A 20623-nucleotide genomic window follows, 5' to 3' on the forward strand; every position below is an offset into this window, starting at 1 on the left:
GTAGATCATGAGGAGGAGTTAAGATGAAGATTATTAATCCAGTCCTTAGAGGTTTTAACCCTGATCCAAGTATATGCAGAGTAGGAGAAGACTATTATATTGCCGTATCTACATTTGAATGGTTTCCAGGTGTACAGATTCATCATTCAAAAGATTTAGTAAATTGGCGCTTGGTTGCACATCCATTACAGAGGGTTTCACAATTAGATATGAAAGGAAATCCTAATTCTGGAGGAGTATGGGCACCTTGTTTAAGTTATAGTGACGGGAAATTTTGGCTTATATATACAGATGTAAAGGTTGTGGATGGCGCTTGGAAAGATTGTCATAACTATTTAGTGACTTCAGACACAATTGATGGAGAATGGGGAGAACCTATTAAATTAAATAGTTCTGGATTCGACGCTTCTCTATTTCACGATTTTGATGGCAGGAAATATTTATTAAATATGTTATGGAATCATCGAATCAATCACCATTCATTCGGTGGTATTGTAATGCAGGAATATTCACCTGAGGAACAGAAATTAATCAATAAGCCAAAGGTCATTTTCAAAGGAACGGACATAAAACTAACAGAAGCACCTCATCTTTATCATATTGGTGATTATTATTATTTACTCACAGCAGAAGGTGGAACGCGATTTGAACATGCTGCTACAATTGCTCGCTCCACAGATATTGAAGGGCCATATGAACTTCATCCAGACAATCCAATTTTAACGTCTTGGCATGAACCTCGAAATCCATTACAAAAGTGCGGGCATGCTTCAATTGTTCAAACTCATACAAATAAATGGTATTTAGCTCATTTGACAGGCCGTCCAATTCATCCTTCCGATGATTCAGTTATTCAGCAAAGAGGATATTGTCCACTAGGTCGAGAAACAGCTATTCAAAAATTAGAGTGGAAAGATGGGTGGCCTTATGTAGTTGGTGGAAAAGAAGGTAGCTTAGAGGTGGAGGCACCGAGTATTGCTGAAACTACGTTTGAAGCAACATATCCAGAGGTCGATCAATTTGAAAGTGCAAAATTAAATATTAACTTTCAGACATTACGGATCCCTTTTACAGATGAATTAGGGTCATTAACTGAAAAACCTAACCATTTAAGCCTATTTGGACATGAATCATTAACATCTTTATTCACTCAAGCATTTGTAGCAAGACGTTGGCAAAGCCTTCACTTTGAGGCAGAAACAGCGGTTGAATTCTATCCAGAGAACTTTCAACAAGCAGCAGGGCTAGTTAATTATTATAATACGGAAAATTGGACAGCTCTTCAAGTAACGTACGATGAAGACATTGGACGTATTTTAGATCTAACAATATGTGATAACTTCTCTTTTTCACAACCGTTAAAAGATAAGATTATTATTCCTCTTGAAATAAAATATGTTCATCTAAAAGTAGAGATTGAACATGACAAATATTATTATTCTTATTCTTTCGACAAAGAAAAATGGACTAAGATTGAAGTAATGTTAGAATCTAAAAAATTATCAGATGATTATGTTCGAGGAGGAGGATTCTTTACAGGAGCTTTCGTAGGAATGCAATGCCAAGATACGAGCGGTCAAAATATTCAGGCTGACTTTAAATATTTTAGTTATAAGGAAAAATAATATAAATCAAAAGGAGACTTTTACTTTTGCCAAAGTCTCCTTTTGATTTATTTGTTTCTATAATATAGTTGTTTTTCTTGAATTCAAAATTTAGAGTTTTAATTATTATAAATTTGTTCTTTAGAGAAATATAAACTTTTAATGCCAAGGAAGTGTTGAATATTTAAATAAGTTGCTCCAATTAAAATTGCTCGATTTCCTAGGGAAGAGGAGGCTACTTCTATGTCGTCAATCATAAAGCACGTTAATTCTTCTTTTATTGTTTCTAACAATGAAGGTATTGTACGGATCAATTCACTATTAAGGAAAATAACATCAGGATTATACGTATTATTAACATTATTAATAGCAATTGAAATATATTTAGCTGTTTCTTTTAATAACTTAATTGTTTCTTCATTGTTTTGTTCAACAGCTTGAGTTATTTGATGGAAGGAAGATTGTTGTCCTTCCCGATTTAGTAAGCTGAAACGTTCTAAGATAGCTTTTTCGGAATAGTATTGCTCAAGGCACCCTCTATTCCCACATGGACATGCTTTTCCACCTGGAAATAGAATAGTATGTCCAATTTCTCCAGCATAACCATTTTTTCCATAGTGCAATTCCTTATCTAGTATGATACCTGCGCCAATTCCGGAATGGATACTAATGCTAACTAAATTGGAGAAATGTGAATGATAGGCTAATTCGGCAATTGCTGAGAGGTTTGCTTCATTCTCAATTAGAACTGGAATACCTGTTTCTTTTTCAATGACCTCTACTAAATTAAGTTTATTCAGATCATAGTAAGGAGTGAAAATAATTTCATTGTTCAAGGTTACACCATGAATTGCTATCGCTATTCCAATTACACCATATTCAGTAGGGGGAGCTTGTTCTTTGCAAAGTTGATATACATCTAGGATATATTTACAAACGTTATGTCTATCTATTTTAATATTTTCTTGATAATGCTCCTTTATAATAGAGCCATCAAGGTAAGTAAGCATGAAAGCAATATAATTATAACCAATGTCAATACTAATGGATAGTCCAGCCTTCGCAATAAATTGAAGAATGATGGGTCTTCTTCCACCAACTTGTGTACTTGTCCCAATACCTGTTTCCGTAACCAGTTTCCGATCAATTAAGGTTTTTACAATCTCCGAAACAGTCGCCTTATTTAAACCACATATTTTTGCTAATTCTGCACGTGAGAGGGGGCCACTTTTAATAATTTCTTCGAGAATAACTAGTTCATTTTGTTTCCGTATCATATATTTATCTGTTGTTTCCATGCATGTACCTCATTTCCTCATCTCTAGATTAATGATATTAGTTTATCGTTTAAAAATTTATTTGTCTAACCGATGTAAGCGGTTGACAATAGATTTATATATAATTATTATAATGTTATTAGTTAGTTTACCGTACTAACATACTTGAGGTCAAATATAACAATCATAGAACTAGGATTTCATAGCGTTTTTTCATAGAAATGCAGTTTGCGAATTGATTGGAGATTTACAGAATAGTCTTTTTTATGTAGATAAAGGAGTGAAACTAATGAAATATGTAATTGGAATTGATTTAGGAACGAGCGCTGTCAAAACGATTTTGGTTAATGAAAATGGAGAAGTTTGTGGAGAAGTTTCTAAAAGTTATCCACTTATTCAAGAGAAGGCAGGATACAATGAACAAAATCCGGAAGACTGGGTGCGACAGACAATTCAGGCCTTGGCTGAGCTTGTTTCTATATGTCAAGTTCAAGTTAATAATATTGAAGGGATTAGTTATTCTGGGCAAATGCATGGATTAGTGTTGCTTGATCAAAATCAGTGTGTGTTACGTAACGCTATATTATGGAATGATACAAGAACAACTTCTCAATGCAGGAATATAGAAGAGGAGTTTGGAGAACAGTTGTTAGAGATTACAAAGAACCGTGTTCTAGAAGGTTTTACATTGCCTAAAATCTTATGGGTGAAGGAACATGAACCCGAAATCTTTGAAAAAGCAGCCATTTTCCTACTTCCTAAAGACTATGTAAGATTTAGAATGACAGGCATCATTAATAGTGAGTTTTCAGATGCAGCGGGAACTTTGCTATTACATGTAACACGTAAGAAATGGGACTATGATATCTGTAAACGCTTTGATATCCCTACAAGGATCTGTCCACCGCTTGTTGAATCACATGATTGTGTAGGAACGCTGCTTCCTAATATTGCAGAGGAGACAGGATTATCTAAAAAAACGAAAGTATTTGCAGGTGGAGCTGACAATGCATGTGGAGCCATTGGTGCTGGTATTCTCTCTTCAGGCAAAACGTTATGTAGCATCGGTACATCTGGGGTCATTCTTTCATATGAGGAAGATAAAGAAAGAGATTTTAAAGGAAAAGTTCACTTTTTTAACCATGGAAAGAAGGATGCGTTTTATGCAATGGGGGTTACGCTTGCTGCAGGTTACAGTTTGAACTGGTTTAAAGAAACGTTCTCTCAAAATGAAACATTTGAGCAGTTGTTGCATGGAGTAGAATCTGTCCCAATTGGATCTAATGGACTGTTATTTACCCCGTATCTAGTGGGGGAAAGGAGTCCACATGCTGATTCTCTCATTCGAGGAAGCTTTATTGGAATGGATGGATCTCATAAAAAAGAGAATTTTGTGAGAGCAGTTATGGAAGGGGTTACATTCTCTCTTCATGAGTCCATTAAGCTATTCCGGAAAGAAGGAAAAACAGTTGATACGATTATATCAATTGGGGGTGGAGCCAAGAACGAAACATGGCTTCAGATGCAAGCTGATATTTTTAAGGCCAAAGTAATTAAGTTAGAAAGTGAACAAGGTCCGGCAATGGGAGCGGCCATGCTAGCTACTTTTGGAAGTGGATGGTTTGATTCACTTGAACAGTGTGCAGAAAAATTTATTAGAGAGACAGCAACATTTTATCCTAAAGAATCGAATGTAGAGAGATATGAAGCTCTATTTAATATTTATGAAGAGGTTTATTTTAAAACAAAAGATTTAAATGCTGCATTAGCCACATTTAGAGACTGATAACAAATTGTACGAGACGTGAAAAATGATTATTAAATAGAATATCAAATTTAAAGAGCTATAGAACAATTTATTAAGAACAGAGTGAGAATATATGAAGACAATCTCAACTTTTCTCCGAATTCGAAAGTATAATGGAGAAGTTTATATTGAAATTAGAAACAATTTATAGAAGAAATGAGGTTCCTACTATTTTATGTAACTGTCTATCTACATTTTCCTTGTCTAGAACTAGCTCACGGAACTTTAAAAATAGTGGTCTTAGGAGCCATTTTTCTCTTTACTCTGTTCAAATTTCAGCTTTAATAAGAGAAATGACTATTTTATAGAAGGAATTTCTTACTTGAGGAAAAAGGACACCAAGTTTTACTGTAAAAAGAAGGGGGAATTATCCCTAAGAAAATCCATTTTATAACTTTCGGAAAATAGGTTAAAATAACTAAAAAATGTAAAGTTTCTATTCCTTGTGTTTATGAACAATGATAAAAAGGGAAGGAGAAAGTTAGATATTAAAATAAGGTGGAATAGACAGTGAAAAAAGACTATACAATTGGTGACTACTTACTAGACAGACTAGCTGAAATTGGAGTTCAGCACGTTTTTGGCGTTCCTGGTGATTATAATTTAATGTTTTTAGATGAAGTTCTAAAACATAAAGAGTTAGAATGGATCGGCAACTGCAATGAGCTTAATGCTGCATATGCTGCTGATGGATATGCAAGATTAAACGGCATCGGAGCTGTTATGACTACATTTGGGGTTGGCGAGTTAAGTGCTGTAAACGGAATTGCTGGTTCATATGCTGAACATGTTCCCGTTGTCAAAGTCACGGGGGCTCCAACAACAAAAGTGATGAAAGAAGGTGCTTACGTTCATCATACATTAGGAGACGGAAACTTCCATCGTTTTTCAACGATGTTTAGGGAAGTGACGTGTGCTCAAACCATATTAACAGTTGAAAATGCGAGCCAGGAGATTGACCGGGTACTTCTTGCTTGTTTAACAGAAAAAAAGCCTGTTCATATTGTGCTTCCTATTGATGTATATGATAAACCTGCTAATAAGCCTAAAAAACAACTTTTAAATGAAGAAGTGAAGAGCAATGAAAAAGCAATGGACGAGATGCTTACTAATTTATTAATGAAAATAAACAAAGCGAAAAAGCCGGTAATTTTAGCAGACTATGAAGTGTACCGCTACAAAGCGGAAAAAGAGTTAATGCACTTTGCTGAAAAGAGCGGCTTTCCCATTGCAACGCTAAGTATGGGAAAAGGGGTTTTTGACGAAACACATCCTCAATTTATTGGTGTTTACAATGGAGATTTAAGTGATTCTTATATTAAACAAAGAATAGATGAATCCGATTGTATTATAAGTGTAGGAGTGAAGTTAACAGATTCTATTACAGGCGGGTTTTCACAAGGGTTCTCTGAAGAAAACGTGATTCATCTTCATCCTTTGTCTGTTGAGGGGGAAGGAGAAAAATATGCACCTCTTACAATGAAAGACACGTTGAATACATTAGCTCATCACATCAAAAAACGAGAGAGAGAAGAAATGAACATTATGTCAATTGCTTCTCAGCAACAACAACCATTTGAAGCAACAGACGAAAAACTTACGCAAACGCGATTCTTTGAGCGTCTTTCTCATTTTATAAAAGAAGAGGATGTACTCCTTGCTGATCAAGGAACTTCCTTTTTTGGTGCAGCAACAATGCCGTTAAAAAAAGGAGGGACATTTATTGGTCAGCCATTATGGGGATCTATTGGCTATACGCTTCCTGCGATACTTGGAAGTCAGCTTGCGGACAAAGAACGTCGCAACATTCTTTTAATTGGAGATGGTTCTTTCCAGCTTACGGCTCAAGAACTTTCAACCATCATTTATCAAAAAATTAAGCCCATTATTTTCTTAATCAACAATGATGGCTATACAGTAGAACGCGCTATTCACGGTGAAAACAAATCTTACAATGATATTGTGATGTGGGATTATGAAAAACTTCCAAGCATTTTTGGGCCAAAAGAAGCAAGCGAAACGTTTAAAGTACAAACAGAGCAGGAGCTTGATGATATGTTAAACAAGATAGAACATCATGATAAGCTTGTTTTCGCTGAAATCAAAATGAACAGAGATGATAAACCGGAATTATTAACAGAGCTCTCTAAACGATTTTCGAATCAAAATTCATAGAATAAGCCTCTACTCATGTATGGGTGGAGGTTTTTTAAAAAATAAATATTCCTTCTGCTCTTTTTAATAGGATTCCATCACAATTTGTAAAAAGTAGGTCTATTCTCCTCATCAAATGTATTCGTGTAAAAATTAATTAAATATTCAAAAAAATATTGCAAATCTTAACTCATTCTATATAATAAATTTTAGACTCACAGAAAGAGAGGCGAAGTGTTTGGACTTTAGTAGGAAAAAGAGAAAAGTGATCATTTATTCTGCCACAATGTTGACGATGATGGGAGGGGTATTGTCTAATACGATTTATGCACACGATAACATTAACGCAACCGCAATTAATATGAGCTTAAATGAAAAGGCACATGTAAAAGATGTTGTGAGCAGCGGAGATCTTGCAAAACTGTATATGCTCGGCATTTTATCAAGTGAAGGTGTTTCACAAAGAAAAATGTCAAGCAGTGAGATGAAGATAGATAAGGCAGAACTTGTAAGAAATGACCTTATTGCGGTTACATTTAGTACAACTCTAAAAAGGATAGATAAAAATGATATCGCTTTCAAAGGAAATCAGGACACTATTTCAATTCAAAACATGACTCAAAGTGTAAACAAAAAAGGGCAAACCGTTGTTCTTTTCCAAACCTCTACAAAAATTAGAGGTAACGTATATACTGAAGTAGTGAGAAAAGAAGCCACTCATTCTTTAAAACAAGATAAACGCCAAAAACTTCAAGATATAAGAGAAAGATTCGATAAAATTGGGAAAGTAGTAACAGTCTCAAAAGATGAAAAGGGAGATTATCGTACCGTTCAAGAAGCTATTAATGCGATCCCTTCTGGAAACAAAGAGAAAGTTACCGTCTTTATTTTTAACGGGGTATATAAAGAAGTTGTCACAGTACCTGAAGATAAAGATTTTGTTTCACTTATCGGCGAAAACGCTAACAAAACAAAACTTACGTATGACAACTATTCAGGGAAGGAGAAACCTGGGGGCGGAACATACGGGACATCAGGAAGCGCAAGCGTTTATATATATGGTGATGATTTTACGGCTGAAAATCTCACATTTGAAAATGCATTTGATGAAAAAAGTGTTGATGTAAAAGATGAGCAAGCTGTTGCCGTATATACGAAAGGCGAACGACAAGTTTTTAAGAATACGAGATTTATTGGAAACCAAGATACATTGTACACGAAAGAGGGCACACAATACTTCTACAATTGTTACATTGAAGGAGATGTCGATTTTATCTTTGGGGGTTCTCAAGCCGTATTTGAAAAATGCGATATTATGTCTCTAACGAGAGGATCTTCAACTGTAAATGGGTATGTCACAGCGCCAAGCACTCAAATAACAGACGAATATGGCTATTTATTTATTAAAAGCAGGCTTTTAAGTAATGCAGAAGATGGAACTGTCTATCTTGGCAGACCGTGGCATCCAGGTGGCGACCCTAAGGCAATTGGAAGTGTTGTATTTAGAGAAAGTTATCTTGGGCCGCATATCAATGAACAAGGATGGACAGACATGTCAGGTTTTTCTTATCGTGATGCACGGTTTTATGAATATAAAAACCATGGTCCAGGAGTTGCTTTTAATGACTCACGGAAACAATTAACAAGAGAAGAAGCAAATCAGTATACAATTCAAAATGTGCTAAATGGCTGGAATCCAAAAGAAAAAGCAGAATCTAAAAGATAGGTGAAGAAGATGAAAAAAACGATGAAAAAGAAAATTCATTTTATATGTCTTCTACTTCTCCTATTGAGTTTAAGTGTTGGGGGAATAAGAGTGGAAGCGACAAGTTTTGTTTCACAGTCACATAAAAGTAAAATAACGGTCTACCTTGTGGGGGACTCGACTGTTTCAACCTATGATTCTTCCGTTGCGCCGAGAGCGGGATGGGGGCAAGTTTTTGAGGAAGAGTTTCGTCATAAAGTGACGGTCAGAAATGAAGCGCAATCTGGTCGAAGCTCAAAAAGTTTCATTGACGAAGGAAGGTTAGATGCCGTTCTAGGCGAAATTCAAAAAGGAGACTACCTTTTGATTCAATTTGGACATAATGACGAAAAAATAGAAGATCCGAGTCGCTATACAGAGCCTTCTACTACGTATAAACGCTACTTGAAACAATATATTGACGGAGCTCATGCTAAAAAAGCGACGCCTATTTTAATTACGCCTGTTGAACGTAGACGTTTCACAGAAGAAGGTATTGCTTATGATTCTCATGGGACATATCCCAAAGCAATGAAAGAGCTAGGAAAAGAAGAGAATGTGCCTGTTATTGATTTAACAGAGAAAAGTAAAGCATTGTACGAAGAACTTGGCGTTGAAAAAACAAAAGACCTCTTTCTTTGGCTCGAAAAAGGAGAACATCCTAACTATCCAGATGGAGTAATTGATAATACGCATTTTCAAGAAAATGGGGCAAGAGAAATTTCACACCTTGTAGCAGAGGGTGTAAAAGAATTAAAGATTGTCCCGTTAAAGAACTACCTTAACAAAGAACAGTTCATTTCTAATCGCTAAAATGTTAACGTTAACATTTATGATTTGAAGGAGGAGTTTAGGATGAGAAAAGTAGTGAAAGGGCTTGTGTTAGCATCCCTTCTTATTGCAGGTAGTAGTTCAACAGCATCAGCGGCTTCTAGCAATCTCGGAAAAGAGAGTCTTGCTTCAAATGATGGCTGGGCTTCTTATGGAAAAGGAACAAGGGGTGGCTCAGGAGCAGACAGTCGTCATACATTTACAGTGAAAAATAGAAGTGAGTTTGTTCGTGCTCTTTCAGAGGGCGGGAATATGCCGAAAATTGTTTATATTGCAGGAGCAATTGATTTTAATGTTGATGAAAACAATCAGCCTGCAACAGCAGAGCACTATGCGAAAAAGTGTGGCTATGATTTTAATGCTTACCTTCAAGCTTACAGCCCAGAGAAGTGGGGTTATGATAAAGAAGTAAGCGGACCGCTTGAAGATGCACGTGTATGTGCTCAAAAAGAACAGAAAAAGCAGGTTGTTGTAAATGTTCCTTCTAATACGTCTATTATCGGACTAGGAAAAGATGCTGAAATTTTAGGAGGAAGTCTTAATATTAGTGGAGTAGAAAATGTTATCGTTCGAAATATTGTATTTGAGGCGCCGAGAGATTTCTTTCCACAATGGGATCCAACTGATGGAGATCAAGGAGAGTGGAACTCTGAATATGACAATATTGTAGTCACAAATGGAGCAGAACATGTCTGGATAGATCACAATACATTTAGCGATGGTCGCTATCATGATAAAGGGTTTGGTGAGTATTTTGGGCGCAAATTCCAACAGCATGATGGACTATTAGATGTAACAAACACAGCAAGCTATATGACCGCCTCTTACAACGTTTTTCAAGACCATGATAAAGTCTCCCTTATTGGATCAAGCGACAGTAAGACAAGTGATCGAGGGCGTTTAAAAGTAACCCTTCATCACAACTACTATAAAAATTTAACGCAGCGCTTACCTCGTGTTCGCTATGGTGAAGTACATGTGTACAACAACTACTATGAATTCGCAAAAAGTACGGATTACTCATTTCAATATGCATTAGGAGTTGGAAAAGAATCTAAGATTTATGCGCAAAACAACTACTTCTCGTTTGATTATAATGTACCTCTAGGGAATATTATTAAAGATTGGAAAGGAACATCTATTTATGAAGAGGGTTCGTATGTAAAGAGCCCAGCAGGAGAGCGTCAAGTTGATTTACTTCAAGAAACAAATAAAGAAAATGGCACAAAATTAGATAAAAATGTAGGCTGGAAACCCTCTTTATATAAAAAAATTCATCCAACCCAATCTGTTCCAGGAACTGTAAAAGCACAAGCAGGCGCAGGGAAACTGTAAAAAGAAAAGCCTTTGTAGATAACTACAAAGGCTTTTCTTATTTTACCCCTATGCTTCCTTTAATAAGATTAGGAGGGGTTTCTCCTTTTAATCCAGCTACTAGATTTTCGGCTCCAAGCATTGCCATTTTAAGGCGTGTTTCAGCTGTAGCAGAGCCGATATGTGGCAACGTCACAACGTTTTTTATCGAAAGGAGGGGACTGTCTGGGCTCACTGGTTCTTGTTCAAATACATCAAGTCCAGCCCCTAAAATTTCTTCTGCTCTTAAAGCATTTATAAGGGCTTCTTCATCAACAGTTTTTCCTCTTGAACCGTTAATAAAGATAGCGCTCTGTTTCATAAGCTCAAACTCACGTTTTCCCATTAGTCCCTCTGTTTGAGGAGTAAGAGGCGTCATTAAGCAAACAAAATCAGACTTTTGGAGCAGCTCTTCTAAAGAACAATATATTGCATTATATGTTCCTTCTTCTTCTTTTTTTCGAGAGCGTCCATAATACAAGATGTCCATATCAAAACCAAAATGCGCTCTCTTGGCAATAGCAGAGCCAACCCCTCCCATACCAATGATTCCTAATGTTTTATGGTGAACATCAACACCAAAATGTTCTTCTTTCAATGTTTCTTTCCATTCGCCATTTTTAACAAACTGATCTAATTCAGGCATTCTGCGAGCTGTTGCAAGCAAAAGACCAAAAATCGTATCTGCCACAGTATCATTTAACACATCAGGCGTATTTGTAGCGATAATATTTCGTTTTGATAATTCACCCATATCAAGATTGTCATAGCCAACAGATGTATTACACACTATTTTTAAATGTGGAGCACGATCTAGTAAGTCTTCATCTACCTTCAAACCAGACCCTAGCAGAGCATCCGCATCTTTTAACTCTTCTAAAAATGTTGGATAAACATCTGAATGTAGCTTCTCAAAGTAAATGACCTCACATGTTTCTCTTATAAAGTTCAAAACCTTTTCATCCATTTTTTTATATACGATAACTTTTGGTTTCATGAAGTTTCCTCTTTTCTTTTAATTGTTCACTTCTAAAACTTCCACTTTATATCATTAAACTCCTTTTTTAAAAGAATCCTATTGCGAGTTGGATAGAAGACCAAAGAGCTAATGCTGTTGCAAGAAATAGGCATAAGTTTTCAAACCAGTTGTTGCGATATTTTCCCATAAGACTTTTTTTATTAGATAAAACAAGCATACCAATTGCAATAACAGGGAAGCCCACAACGTTTAAAGCATTCACTAAAAGTGTCAGTGTAATAAAACCAGGCATTCCAGGAATTGACCAAATGATTGGCGTAACGAGCACAAAAAGCATAATCCATTTGAACAGTGGATCTTTATTGTATTTTCCGTTGTATTTCTCTTTTCTTTTCTTGTTAATTACATAATAAGCATCCGTAATAAGTCTTGGATATCCTGTCGATTTTCCAACAATGCTCGCAAATAAAACGCCAAAAACTCCAAGGTAGAAAATAAGCCAACCTATTTGACCTAACTGCATTTGCAGAGCTGCTCCAAGATCATCAATTGTTTCAACTTCAATACCCTTTGGTTTTAATATTTCAGCTCCGATAATCCAAATGGCTAAATTAATTACAATACAAACCCCAATTGCAAAAAGTAAATCATTACGCTGAATTTTTAAGTGTTTCGGTTTTGTCCAGCCTTTTTCTTTTAAAAAGTAAGGATGCACAAAGTTAGAAATAGATCCAGCTACAGCTCCAACTATTGAAACTGCTAACAAGAAAGCGCCATGCAAGCCTGTATCACTTGGAATGCTAAACCCAACTGTACCTTTTACAATTTCTCCAAAGTCAGGAGATGATTGAACTGCCAAAACAATAAAGGCCACTGTCAACAACCCTAAAATAATCTTCATTACATTTTCAATCGTATTATAAATGTTTCGTCCGATTAACAGTAAGATAAGGACAACAACAATAACAGATCCTAAAAATGGCTGGTTAATATGAAGAAGCGTTGATAGCACTTCACCAGCTCCTTTGATCATATACGAATTAAAAAGATGTCCCATGATGAGCGCATATACTAAAAGAAAATAAGCAAAAAAAGGATGAATTCGTCCGTAACCTTCTAAGAGAGACAAATTCTCGTTATTACAAAGCTGAAAACGTGCAATAACATTTACGATGAGAAATCTGAGAAGAAGAGAGAGAGCTAAAATCCACATTAAGCTGTATCCATAGGAAGCTCCGGCAACAGAAGAAGTCACTAAATCTCCTGCACCAAGCCATGTTAAAACTGCTAAAATACCTGGACCAAACGTTTTAGCGAACTTTGTTAGAAAAGTCTGTCTTTTTTCAACTACAACTTCTGCGCTTTGCAAGTTAGACTCATTTTTCATTTAAATCCCCCTTATAAACTTTGGATACGCTTTCAATTTAGGAATGGAGTGGTTTTGACAAGATGAAAAAATACAGAGGATGTCAACGCCAAGAAGAGTAATCACGGGAAGAGTCGTTAGTGTGATGTAAAGTAGATATAGTAGCAAGGATAATGATAATAGAGAACAGTAAGTTAATATTAGATTTAAAAAAGAGCAAAATGAAACTTGAAGTAAATCCCTCCCTAAACAATATTCTGAATAATCAAATTTATTGTAAGACAAATAAAAATGTAAGTCAATAAAATATTAGAATAGCAAACTAGAAAAAAGATAAGAAGAACGATAAAGGAGCTTAACTATGGATAAAAACGGGAATGAAATCTTTGAGTGAAACATGAGGGGATTTTTATTAAACCTTGAAAAAAGTTTGATTCTCCTTCGGTAGGGGGGACTTTATAACTTTTACAACTATGTAATAAGAAATTGAATAAGAAAATAAAATGATTAAGAATAACCGAAACATGATGACATCCTAGCAATCATGAACGAAAATTAATAGCTGTTTACCTTAATTTTAACTTAATTTACGCTGAACCTCTTTCACTCTTGAATAAAAACTATTAAAATGTAATTAAGGAAGAATTTGGTTGTGATAAGAGCTTTATTTTTCGAATAGATGAGAAATAAAATCTTATCATTTAAAAAAGCTAAGGAGGAAGAACATGAGTAGAGTTGTAGAAATTGTGTTTTCGGTAATTGGAATTGTGCTTTTTTTAATTGTTTCAGTAGGAAGCGGTTTTGTACTTGCTCTTCCACAAGACAATCAAGACGTACAAGACGGTTTTCAACAAGCTATAGATAAAAGCAATATTACGAACATTAGTGCAAGTGAGATGGCGTCTGCTGTTAATGATGGAGCTCTTTATCTTCTTATTGTGACGCTTATTTGCGCTATATTAGGAATTGTTTCTATCATTTATCTAAAAGGAAATAAAAAACCTAAGCTAGCAGGGGGAATTTTAATTGTCACAGCTATTCTTGGAACAGTTGCAACGTTTGTTTTAGGGATATTTGGTGGGATTGCTTATTTAATCGCTGGAATCATCGCACTTGTTCGTAAATCAAAAAAAGTAGAAACTAGTAGAACATATTAGGGGAATTTAAGATTTTATTGGCTATTGGATGAAGAGGAAACTATGAGTCAGTTAAGAAAGCAGCATAACCATAAGGGTAAAAGTTATACATAAGGAAACCTTTCCCGAACTCACTGTGAGAGAAGAAAGGATTATTCTAAAACTAAACAGAGTTTTCTAGAGTATAATATTGATATTATTCAAATTGAAGTTGATCAAGCTTCTCTTGAAGAAATCTATGTAAAGATGAAATAGCATAAAGAAGCGGCTTCGCTATTGAATGAAGCCGCTTCTTTATTTTGCCATTAATCAAATGAACAGATATGAGCTATTTTGTTGTGATTTAAAACCATTCATAACATACTTAGTATAGAAGATAAGGAGGAAATGTTATGAAGAAAATAAATACATTATTACGAGAGCGTATTGGTATGTCACAAGGAGAAGAAATAGAATTTGATGATTTACACACACTCCTTCCTCAATTAGCAAAAGAACTTCCTTTTGAAAATTTATGTATTATTGAAAATAGAACAAGTGAACTTACAGAAGAAAATTTGGCACATAAATTTTTTACACGAAATGAAGGGGGAGTATGCTATGAGCTAAATTCTCTTCTCTATTTATTTCTTGTTGAAAACAACTTTGATGTAAAGCTTGTACGAGGCGTTATTTATGAAAACGAAAATAACAAATGGAACGACATTGGGAAAACCCACGTTGCCATCCTTGTTAACTATAAAGAGAAAACCTATTTAATTGATACAGGGTTTGGTGGGAATTTACCGTTAAAACCTGTTCCATTAACAGGGGAAGAAGTTCATTCTAGTAATGGAGATTTTAGAGTAAGCAATATAAAATCAGAGCATGGTAACTATATCTTTGAAATGAAAGTAAGAAATAAAGATAGTGACTGGAAGTGGGGCTATGCTTTTGATGCATCGGAGTCTATTCGAGAAATTGAAAAACTAAACGAAATTCAAGATATTATTGTGAATCACCCACAGTCTCCTTTTAATAAAAAAACGCTTATAACGCGTTTAACTGATGAAGGAAATGTGACAGCAACTGAACAATCTTTTACAGAGTGGAAAGATGGAAAGATGACGAAAAGAGAAATGAATAGGGAAGAACTCGAGAAATTAATCCAAAACTATTTTGGGTTTAAAAAAGTGTAAATTTAGCATGAAAGCTTGAAACTATAGGAAAGTGGAGCTCGTCTAAAGGGAGCATTAAAAAAGTAAAAAACGGATTTTTGTATAAAAAGGAGCTCAAACACATGTCCAAAACGTTTACTGCCTTATCGTATGTTCTATTTTTTACTCCCTTTATTCTTATTTGTAACTTCTTATTTAACATTGTTCCACTTGAAAAAATTCAAGGAATGCCTGTTTTTCTTCCCCTATTATTTTGTCCAATTGGCATTTTCTTTGCTTTACGAGCTTATACAACGAGGAAAAGAGCAATTTCCTTTATTGGAGCTATAGCAAATGGCCTTTTATTTCTCTTTCCTATTATGTATATGATCATTGGAACGGCCTTGTTTGGAGTTTAAAATAGAATGTAAGTTAGAAAAGACTCAAAGCTTAATGCATAGTTTTGGGTCTTTTTTTTGTTTTTGAAAAAATAAATAATCAGAAAATAAAGAATATTATTGACATAAACAAAACAAAGTCAATATAATAATAAATAATAACAGAAATAAACAAATGTAAATAAAGGTTTGTTTGTTGTTTTTGTGTTGAAAGAGAGTATTTTTTTGAAAACGTTTGCTTTATAGAGAGGAGAGAAAAATGGATAGAAAAGAACTTGAATAAATCATTAGCTTTTTGATTGAAAACTTAGTTAATTTAGATGATCCAGAAGGAAAATATGCAATTTTGCTTAAAGACAGACGAAAGATTGATAACAAAAGTTTTAACTATTGGGAATGGACCGCTGGAATTGGGCTATATGGAATGATGAAATATTATCGATAAACATCTTAAATATGATTATAAAGTGGTTTAATCAGCAGTTTGAACAACCGCCAGTCGAAAAAAATGTAAATGCAATGGTTCAAATGTTAACGCTCACATATCTCTATGAAGAAACAAAAAATCCAACATATTTGCCATATTTAGAAACATGGGGAGATTGGTTGTATCACGATATGCCTCGTACAAAAAGCAATGGCCACTCTTTGTTTAGTAGAATACTTATACTTTAACATTTAGAACATAGTCGATAGAAAATAGCATGAATTCCTACTAAAAAATAAGCTTATTTCATTCTCTTTTTAATCTACTTTCTCAAGCGCTAATTATGTTTCACATTGCTATTTGTCTACAAGCTTCTTTTTAAAAGCTGAAGAAAACGGAGGAAATATGATGAGTAAACCTCAACGACAAATTAAATTTGTAAACTATCTTTCTTATGGATTAGGAGATTTTGTAGGAGCAGGAGCATTTGCCCTCACTGCTGCATGGTTAATGTACTTTTATACAACATTTTGTGGATTAACAGCAACACAAGCAGGCTCAATCTTTGCAGTTGCAAGGGTTGTAGATGCTGTTGCAGCTCCTGCAATGGGATATATCACCGACAATTTTCATAAAACAAAGCTTGGTCGAAGATTTGGCAGGAGAAAATTTTTCATTTTAGCAGCCATTCCGCTTATGCTTATATATGCGTTAATATGGGTAGATGGCTTTAACTATTGGTATTATATGTTAACCTACATTATTTTTGAAATCGCTTACTCTATGATTTTAATTCCATATGACACACTAGCAGCAGAAATGACAGATGATTATAAAAAACGCTCAAAGCTTACTGGTGCGAGAATGTTTGTTGCGCAAATTTCCGCTGTTTTCGCTTCCTTTATTCCTGGTCGACTTATTGAATCGTTAGGGAAAGATGATCCGCTAAGCTTTCTTTATTCAGGATTAATTTTCACCGCAATTTTTGTTGTTGTGTTATTTGTTCTTTATAAAAATACGTGGGAGCGCCCACTATCAGAAATTCCGATTGAAAAAGAGATTGATAAGAAAACGCTGCTTCAAAAAATTGAAAAGGTGTACGTTGATTTATTTTCAACTCTTCGCGTTAAAACATTTAGACATCATTTAGGAATGTATTTAGGAGGCTATTTAAGTCAAGATGTGTTTAATGCTGTATTTACGTACTTCATTGTTTTTGCTCTCATGCATAATGCTGTTGTTGCTTCTAACCTCTTAACTGTTATGTATATTCTCCAGATTGTAGGAGTATGGATTGCGATGACATTGACGATTAAATTGAATCCAGCGCCTGCTTATCGGACGGCAATTATCTTTTTTATGGTAGGTATTTTAGGATTTGCCGCATTGAGGATTACAAATGTTGAAAATAGTTTACTTCTTATGTTTATTATGATTGGCATTGCTGGATTAGGGCGCGGAGGCCTTAACTATATTCCGTGGAACAACTATGCCTTTATTCCTGATATTGATGAAGCTCTAACAGGACAGCGCCGCGAAGGAGTTTTTGCTGGTGTAATGAGTTTAATTAGAAAAGCTTCTCAAGCTCTGGCCGTTTTTTTAGTTGGCGTTGGACTAGACTTATCAGGCTTTGTTTCTGGGCAAGAAGTTCAATCTTCATCTGTTGTTCAGACAATTACAAGTATCTTGCTTTTTGGAACACTTCTCTTTCTTATTGGCGGTTTACTTATTTCTTATCGTTATAAATTAACTAAAGAAAATCATGTTGTATTGTTAGCTGAAATTCAGCGGCTGAAAAAGGGCGGACTTAAAAAAGAAGCGTCTCCTGAAGCTCGTGAAGTAGTGGAAAAATTAACAGGATGGGACTATGAAAAAACATGGGGAAACAATCCTGTAGGATATGAAAACTATGTAGCTTATAAAAAGAGTCGAAAAGAAGGACCTGATATCAAAACAACGCTATAGCTTCTTATAAGGAAAACTTACTTGTTCATTATCCAAAGCTTCAATTCTATTCAGATCGAACGTTAAGATTAAAAGGAAGATGAAGTTCTGTTTTTGTAAGCGTTTTAAGGAGGAGAAAAAATGAAGAGAAAGAAACCATCACTTTTAAATCGAATGATTATAATGCTGCTTATACCTTTATTATGTATGACAACGCCTGCTTGGGCAGATACGAACGGGAAAACAATGAAAGGAGGAGAAAAGCTTGATCGTGGATTAGTAGCCGTCTCCACCTCAGAAGGAGTTTATCTTAGCTGGCGTTTTTTGTCTCAGGAAGCAACAGGCTATTCAAAAACAGGGTTAACAGGTGCGAACTTTAACGTATATCGAAACGGAAAGAAAATTGCGGTTGTAAAAGATAGTACAAATTTTTTAGACAGAGATGGGAATTTAGAGTCTACCTATTATGTTTCCTCTTCTCAAAAGGAAAAAGGGACAGGGAAAAGCGCTGTTGTTACACCAATGAACGAAGCATATTACGATTTAAAGCTAAAGAAACCAAAGGATGGGAGAACACCTGATGGCCAAACTTATACGTATGAAGCAAATGACACGAGCGTTGGAGATGTGGACGGCGATGGACAGTACGAGCTTTTTGTAAAATGGGATCCGTCAAATTCAAAAGATGTTTCACAAGTAGGGTATACAGGCAATGCGTATATAGATTGTTATAAACTTGATGGAACGCTTCTTTATCGAATTGATTTAGGCGTTAATATTAGAGCTGGTGCTCACTATACACAGTTTTTAGTATACGATTTTGATCAAGATGGAAAAGCAGAGATGATGCTCAAAACAGCGCCAGGTACAAAAACCATTCAGTTTGATAAGCGTGGAAATGTACAAGGTGAGAAGTTCATCACAATGCCTAAAGAAGATATAAAAGCAGGATATCGTCATAGCGATGATTACCGAATGAGCAGTGAGGATTACTATGGTCATGTTGTGAAGATGTTTATGAATTGGCACAAGCATGAAGAAGTTCAAAAAGGAAATTGGCCGAAAACGCTTGAAGAATGTTTTGGGATTGCTAAGAAGTATCGCTATCCCCTATCACGGGAGGATGCAGAAAGTTTAGCTGATTACTTTATGGATGAATATGCACCAAAGAGAAGTGAACGAAATAAACTGCGCGACTTCCAAGGGTTTATTTTAGAAGGACCCGAATATTTAACTGTATTTGAAGGTGCAACAGGTAAAGAGCTTGAAACGATAGACTATGAACCTCAGCGCTATGATGATGGATTGATGTGGGGCGACTATGCAACCCCAAGAATTGAACCAGGTAACAGAGTTGATCGGTTTCTCTCAGGTGTTGCTTACCTTGAAAGGGATCAACCATACGCTATTTTTGCAAGAGGATATTATACAAGAGCAAATGTTGTTTCATATCGTTGGGATGGAAAAAAACTTAAGAAATATTGGGCTGTTGATAGTGGATGGACACCAATGAGTAACCCATTTAACAGCAATCCACATGAGAAAGATGGGGAAAGTAAAAAATATGGTACTCTTACAAATCAAGGTGCTCACTATCTTACAACAAGCGATGTTGACAATGATGGAAAGCAGGAAATAGTGTATGGAGGCGCGACAATCGATCATAATGGTAAGTTGCTATATAGCTCCTACGATAAGATGCCGCCTGAAAGTGAAAAAAGTGGTGAAAGGGTGAAGCTTGGTCACGGCGATACCCTGCACGTTGCTGACATTAATCCAAAACGAAGCGGACTAGAAATTTTTATGGTGCATGAAAATGGCACAAAAGCACCTTATGGCTATAGTTTACGTGATGCGAAAACAGGAGAAGTAATTGTTGGAGAATATACAGGTAAAGATACAGGTCGTGGGATTGTAGGAGATATTGATCCTGCTCATGAAGGATTAGAAATGTGGGCTACAAGTCTATTAAGCGCTGATGGCCAAAAAATAGATCAGAAGTTTCCAGGAACAAATATGAGCATTAGATGGGGAGCTGATATGACAACCCAAATCATTAAGGGCACCTTTGCAGAGCCGCCAACAATCGATGACTGGAAAAAGGGACGATTACTAACAGCTACAAATACGAGTACAAACAATGGCACAAAAGGGAACCCAAGCTTAGTTGCTGACCTGTTTGGAGACTGGAGAGAAGAACTTATTGTGAAGAAAGCGGATAGCTCAGCACTTCGCATATATATGAGCACAGAAAAAACAAATCATAAGTTATATACCTTAATGCAGGATAAGCAGTACAGAACAGGAATTGCCAACCAAAATACGGGGTATAATCAACCTGCATATCCGAGCTTCTATTTTGCTTCTGATATGAATTGGCGCGACGTTCCTCTTTTGAAAAACCATCACTAAGTTAAGGGAAAAGTCGGAGCTTTAAAGAGCTTCGGCTTTTTCTATTGATATTCTC

15 protein-coding genes are annotated in these 20623 nt (G+C 35.5%); 12 read left to right on the plus strand and 3 right to left on the minus strand.

Annotation, left to right across the window (positions count from 1 at the left end):
- Nucleotides 1-23 precede the first annotated feature (23 nt).
- A complete protein-coding gene (gene xynB, locus ACK3CR_RS00180; protein WP_488974511.1) occupies nt 24-1625 on the plus strand; it encodes a xylan 1,4-beta-xylosidase in 1602 nt (533 codons plus the stop codon).
- A gap of 98 nt (nt 1626-1723) precedes the next feature.
- Here xynB and ACK3CR_RS00185 read toward each other — a convergent pair whose 3' ends face one another.
- On the minus strand, nt 1724-2902 hold the full coding sequence (locus ACK3CR_RS00185) for an ROK family protein (RefSeq protein ID WP_488974512.1): 1179 nt from the start codon (nt 2900-2902) through the stop codon (nt 1724-1726).
- 268 nt (nt 2903-3170) lie between these two features.
- On the opposite strand from ACK3CR_RS00185, the gene xylB reads away from it, so the two are divergent.
- The 5 genes from xylB (at nt 3171) to ACK3CR_RS00210 (ending at nt 10752) form a co-directional block, all read left to right on the plus strand.
- Entirely contained in the window at nt 3171-4667 is a 1497-nt protein-coding gene (xylB, locus tag ACK3CR_RS00190) for a xylulokinase (RefSeq protein ID WP_243510177.1), read from the plus strand.
- 531 nt (nt 4668-5198) lie between these two features.
- Nucleotides 5199-6863, plus strand: a complete 1665-nt coding sequence (locus tag ACK3CR_RS00195) for an alpha-keto acid decarboxylase family protein (protein WP_243510172.1) — start codon at nt 5199-5201, stop codon at nt 6861-6863.
- Between the two features lie 289 nt (nt 6864-7152).
- Nucleotides 7153-8568, plus strand: a complete 1416-nt coding sequence (locus ACK3CR_RS00200) for a pectinesterase family protein (protein ID WP_488974513.1) — start codon at nt 7153-7155, stop codon at nt 8566-8568.
- Nucleotides 8569-8658: 90 nt separating this feature from the next.
- A complete protein-coding gene (locus ACK3CR_RS00205) occupies nt 8659-9399 on the plus strand; it encodes a rhamnogalacturonan acetylesterase (protein WP_328123966.1) in 741 nt (246 codons plus the stop codon).
- A 54-nt stretch (nt 9400-9453) separates the two neighbouring features.
- Nucleotides 9454-10752 (plus strand): pectate lyase family protein, encoded by a 1299-nt coding sequence (locus ACK3CR_RS00210; protein ID WP_488974793.1) that lies wholly within the window; start codon nt 9454-9456, stop codon nt 10750-10752.
- Nucleotides 10753-10789: 37 nt separating this feature from the next.
- On the opposite strand, the gene ACK3CR_RS00215 is transcribed toward ACK3CR_RS00210, so the two are convergent.
- Entirely contained in the window at nt 10790-11767 is a 978-nt protein-coding gene (locus tag ACK3CR_RS00215) for a 2-hydroxyacid dehydrogenase (protein WP_488974514.1), read from the minus strand.
- Nucleotides 11768-11834: 67 nt separating this feature from the next.
- Nucleotides 11835-13136, minus strand: coding sequence for an Nramp family divalent metal transporter (locus tag ACK3CR_RS00220; protein ID WP_243510161.1), 1302 nt, complete (start codon nt 13134-13136; stop codon nt 11835-11837).
- 704 nt (nt 13137-13840) lie between these two features.
- On the opposite strand from ACK3CR_RS00220, the gene ACK3CR_RS00225 reads away from it, so the two are divergent.
- The 6 genes from ACK3CR_RS00225 (at nt 13841) to ACK3CR_RS00250 (ending at nt 20568) form a co-directional block, all read left to right on the plus strand.
- Nucleotides 13841-14272 carry a DUF4064 domain-containing protein gene (locus tag ACK3CR_RS00225; protein ID WP_328123969.1) on the plus strand — a complete coding sequence of 144 codons (432 nt, stop codon included), beginning with the start codon at nt 13841-13843 and terminating at the stop codon, nt 14270-14272.
- 371 nt (nt 14273-14643) lie between these two features.
- Entirely contained in the window at nt 14644-15429 is a 786-nt protein-coding gene (locus ACK3CR_RS00230; RefSeq protein ID WP_430240597.1) for an arylamine N-acetyltransferase family protein, read from the plus strand.
- Nucleotides 15430-15530: 101 nt separating this feature from the next.
- Complete coding sequence (locus ACK3CR_RS00235) at nt 15531-15806, plus strand: hypothetical protein (RefSeq protein ID WP_488974515.1); 276 nt, start codon at nt 15531-15533, stop codon at nt 15804-15806.
- A gap of 375 nt (nt 15807-16181) precedes the next feature.
- Nucleotides 16182-16460, plus strand: a complete 279-nt coding sequence (locus ACK3CR_RS00240; RefSeq protein WP_488974794.1) for a glycoside hydrolase family 88 protein — start codon at nt 16182-16184, stop codon at nt 16458-16460.
- 157 nt (nt 16461-16617) lie between these two features.
- Complete coding sequence (locus tag ACK3CR_RS00245; RefSeq protein ID WP_328123971.1) at nt 16618-18177, plus strand: MFS transporter; 1560 nt, start codon at nt 16618-16620, stop codon at nt 18175-18177.
- A gap of 120 nt (nt 18178-18297) precedes the next feature.
- The gene (locus ACK3CR_RS00250; RefSeq protein ID WP_328123972.1) at nt 18298-20568 is read left to right on the plus strand and encodes a rhamnogalacturonan lyase; all 2271 of its coding nucleotides are present in this window, start codon (nt 18298-18300) and stop codon (nt 20566-20568) included.
- The last annotated feature ends 55 nt before the right edge of the window (nt 20569-20623 follow it).

The sequence above is a fragment of the Priestia sp. TRM10 genome (assembly GCF_057808375.1).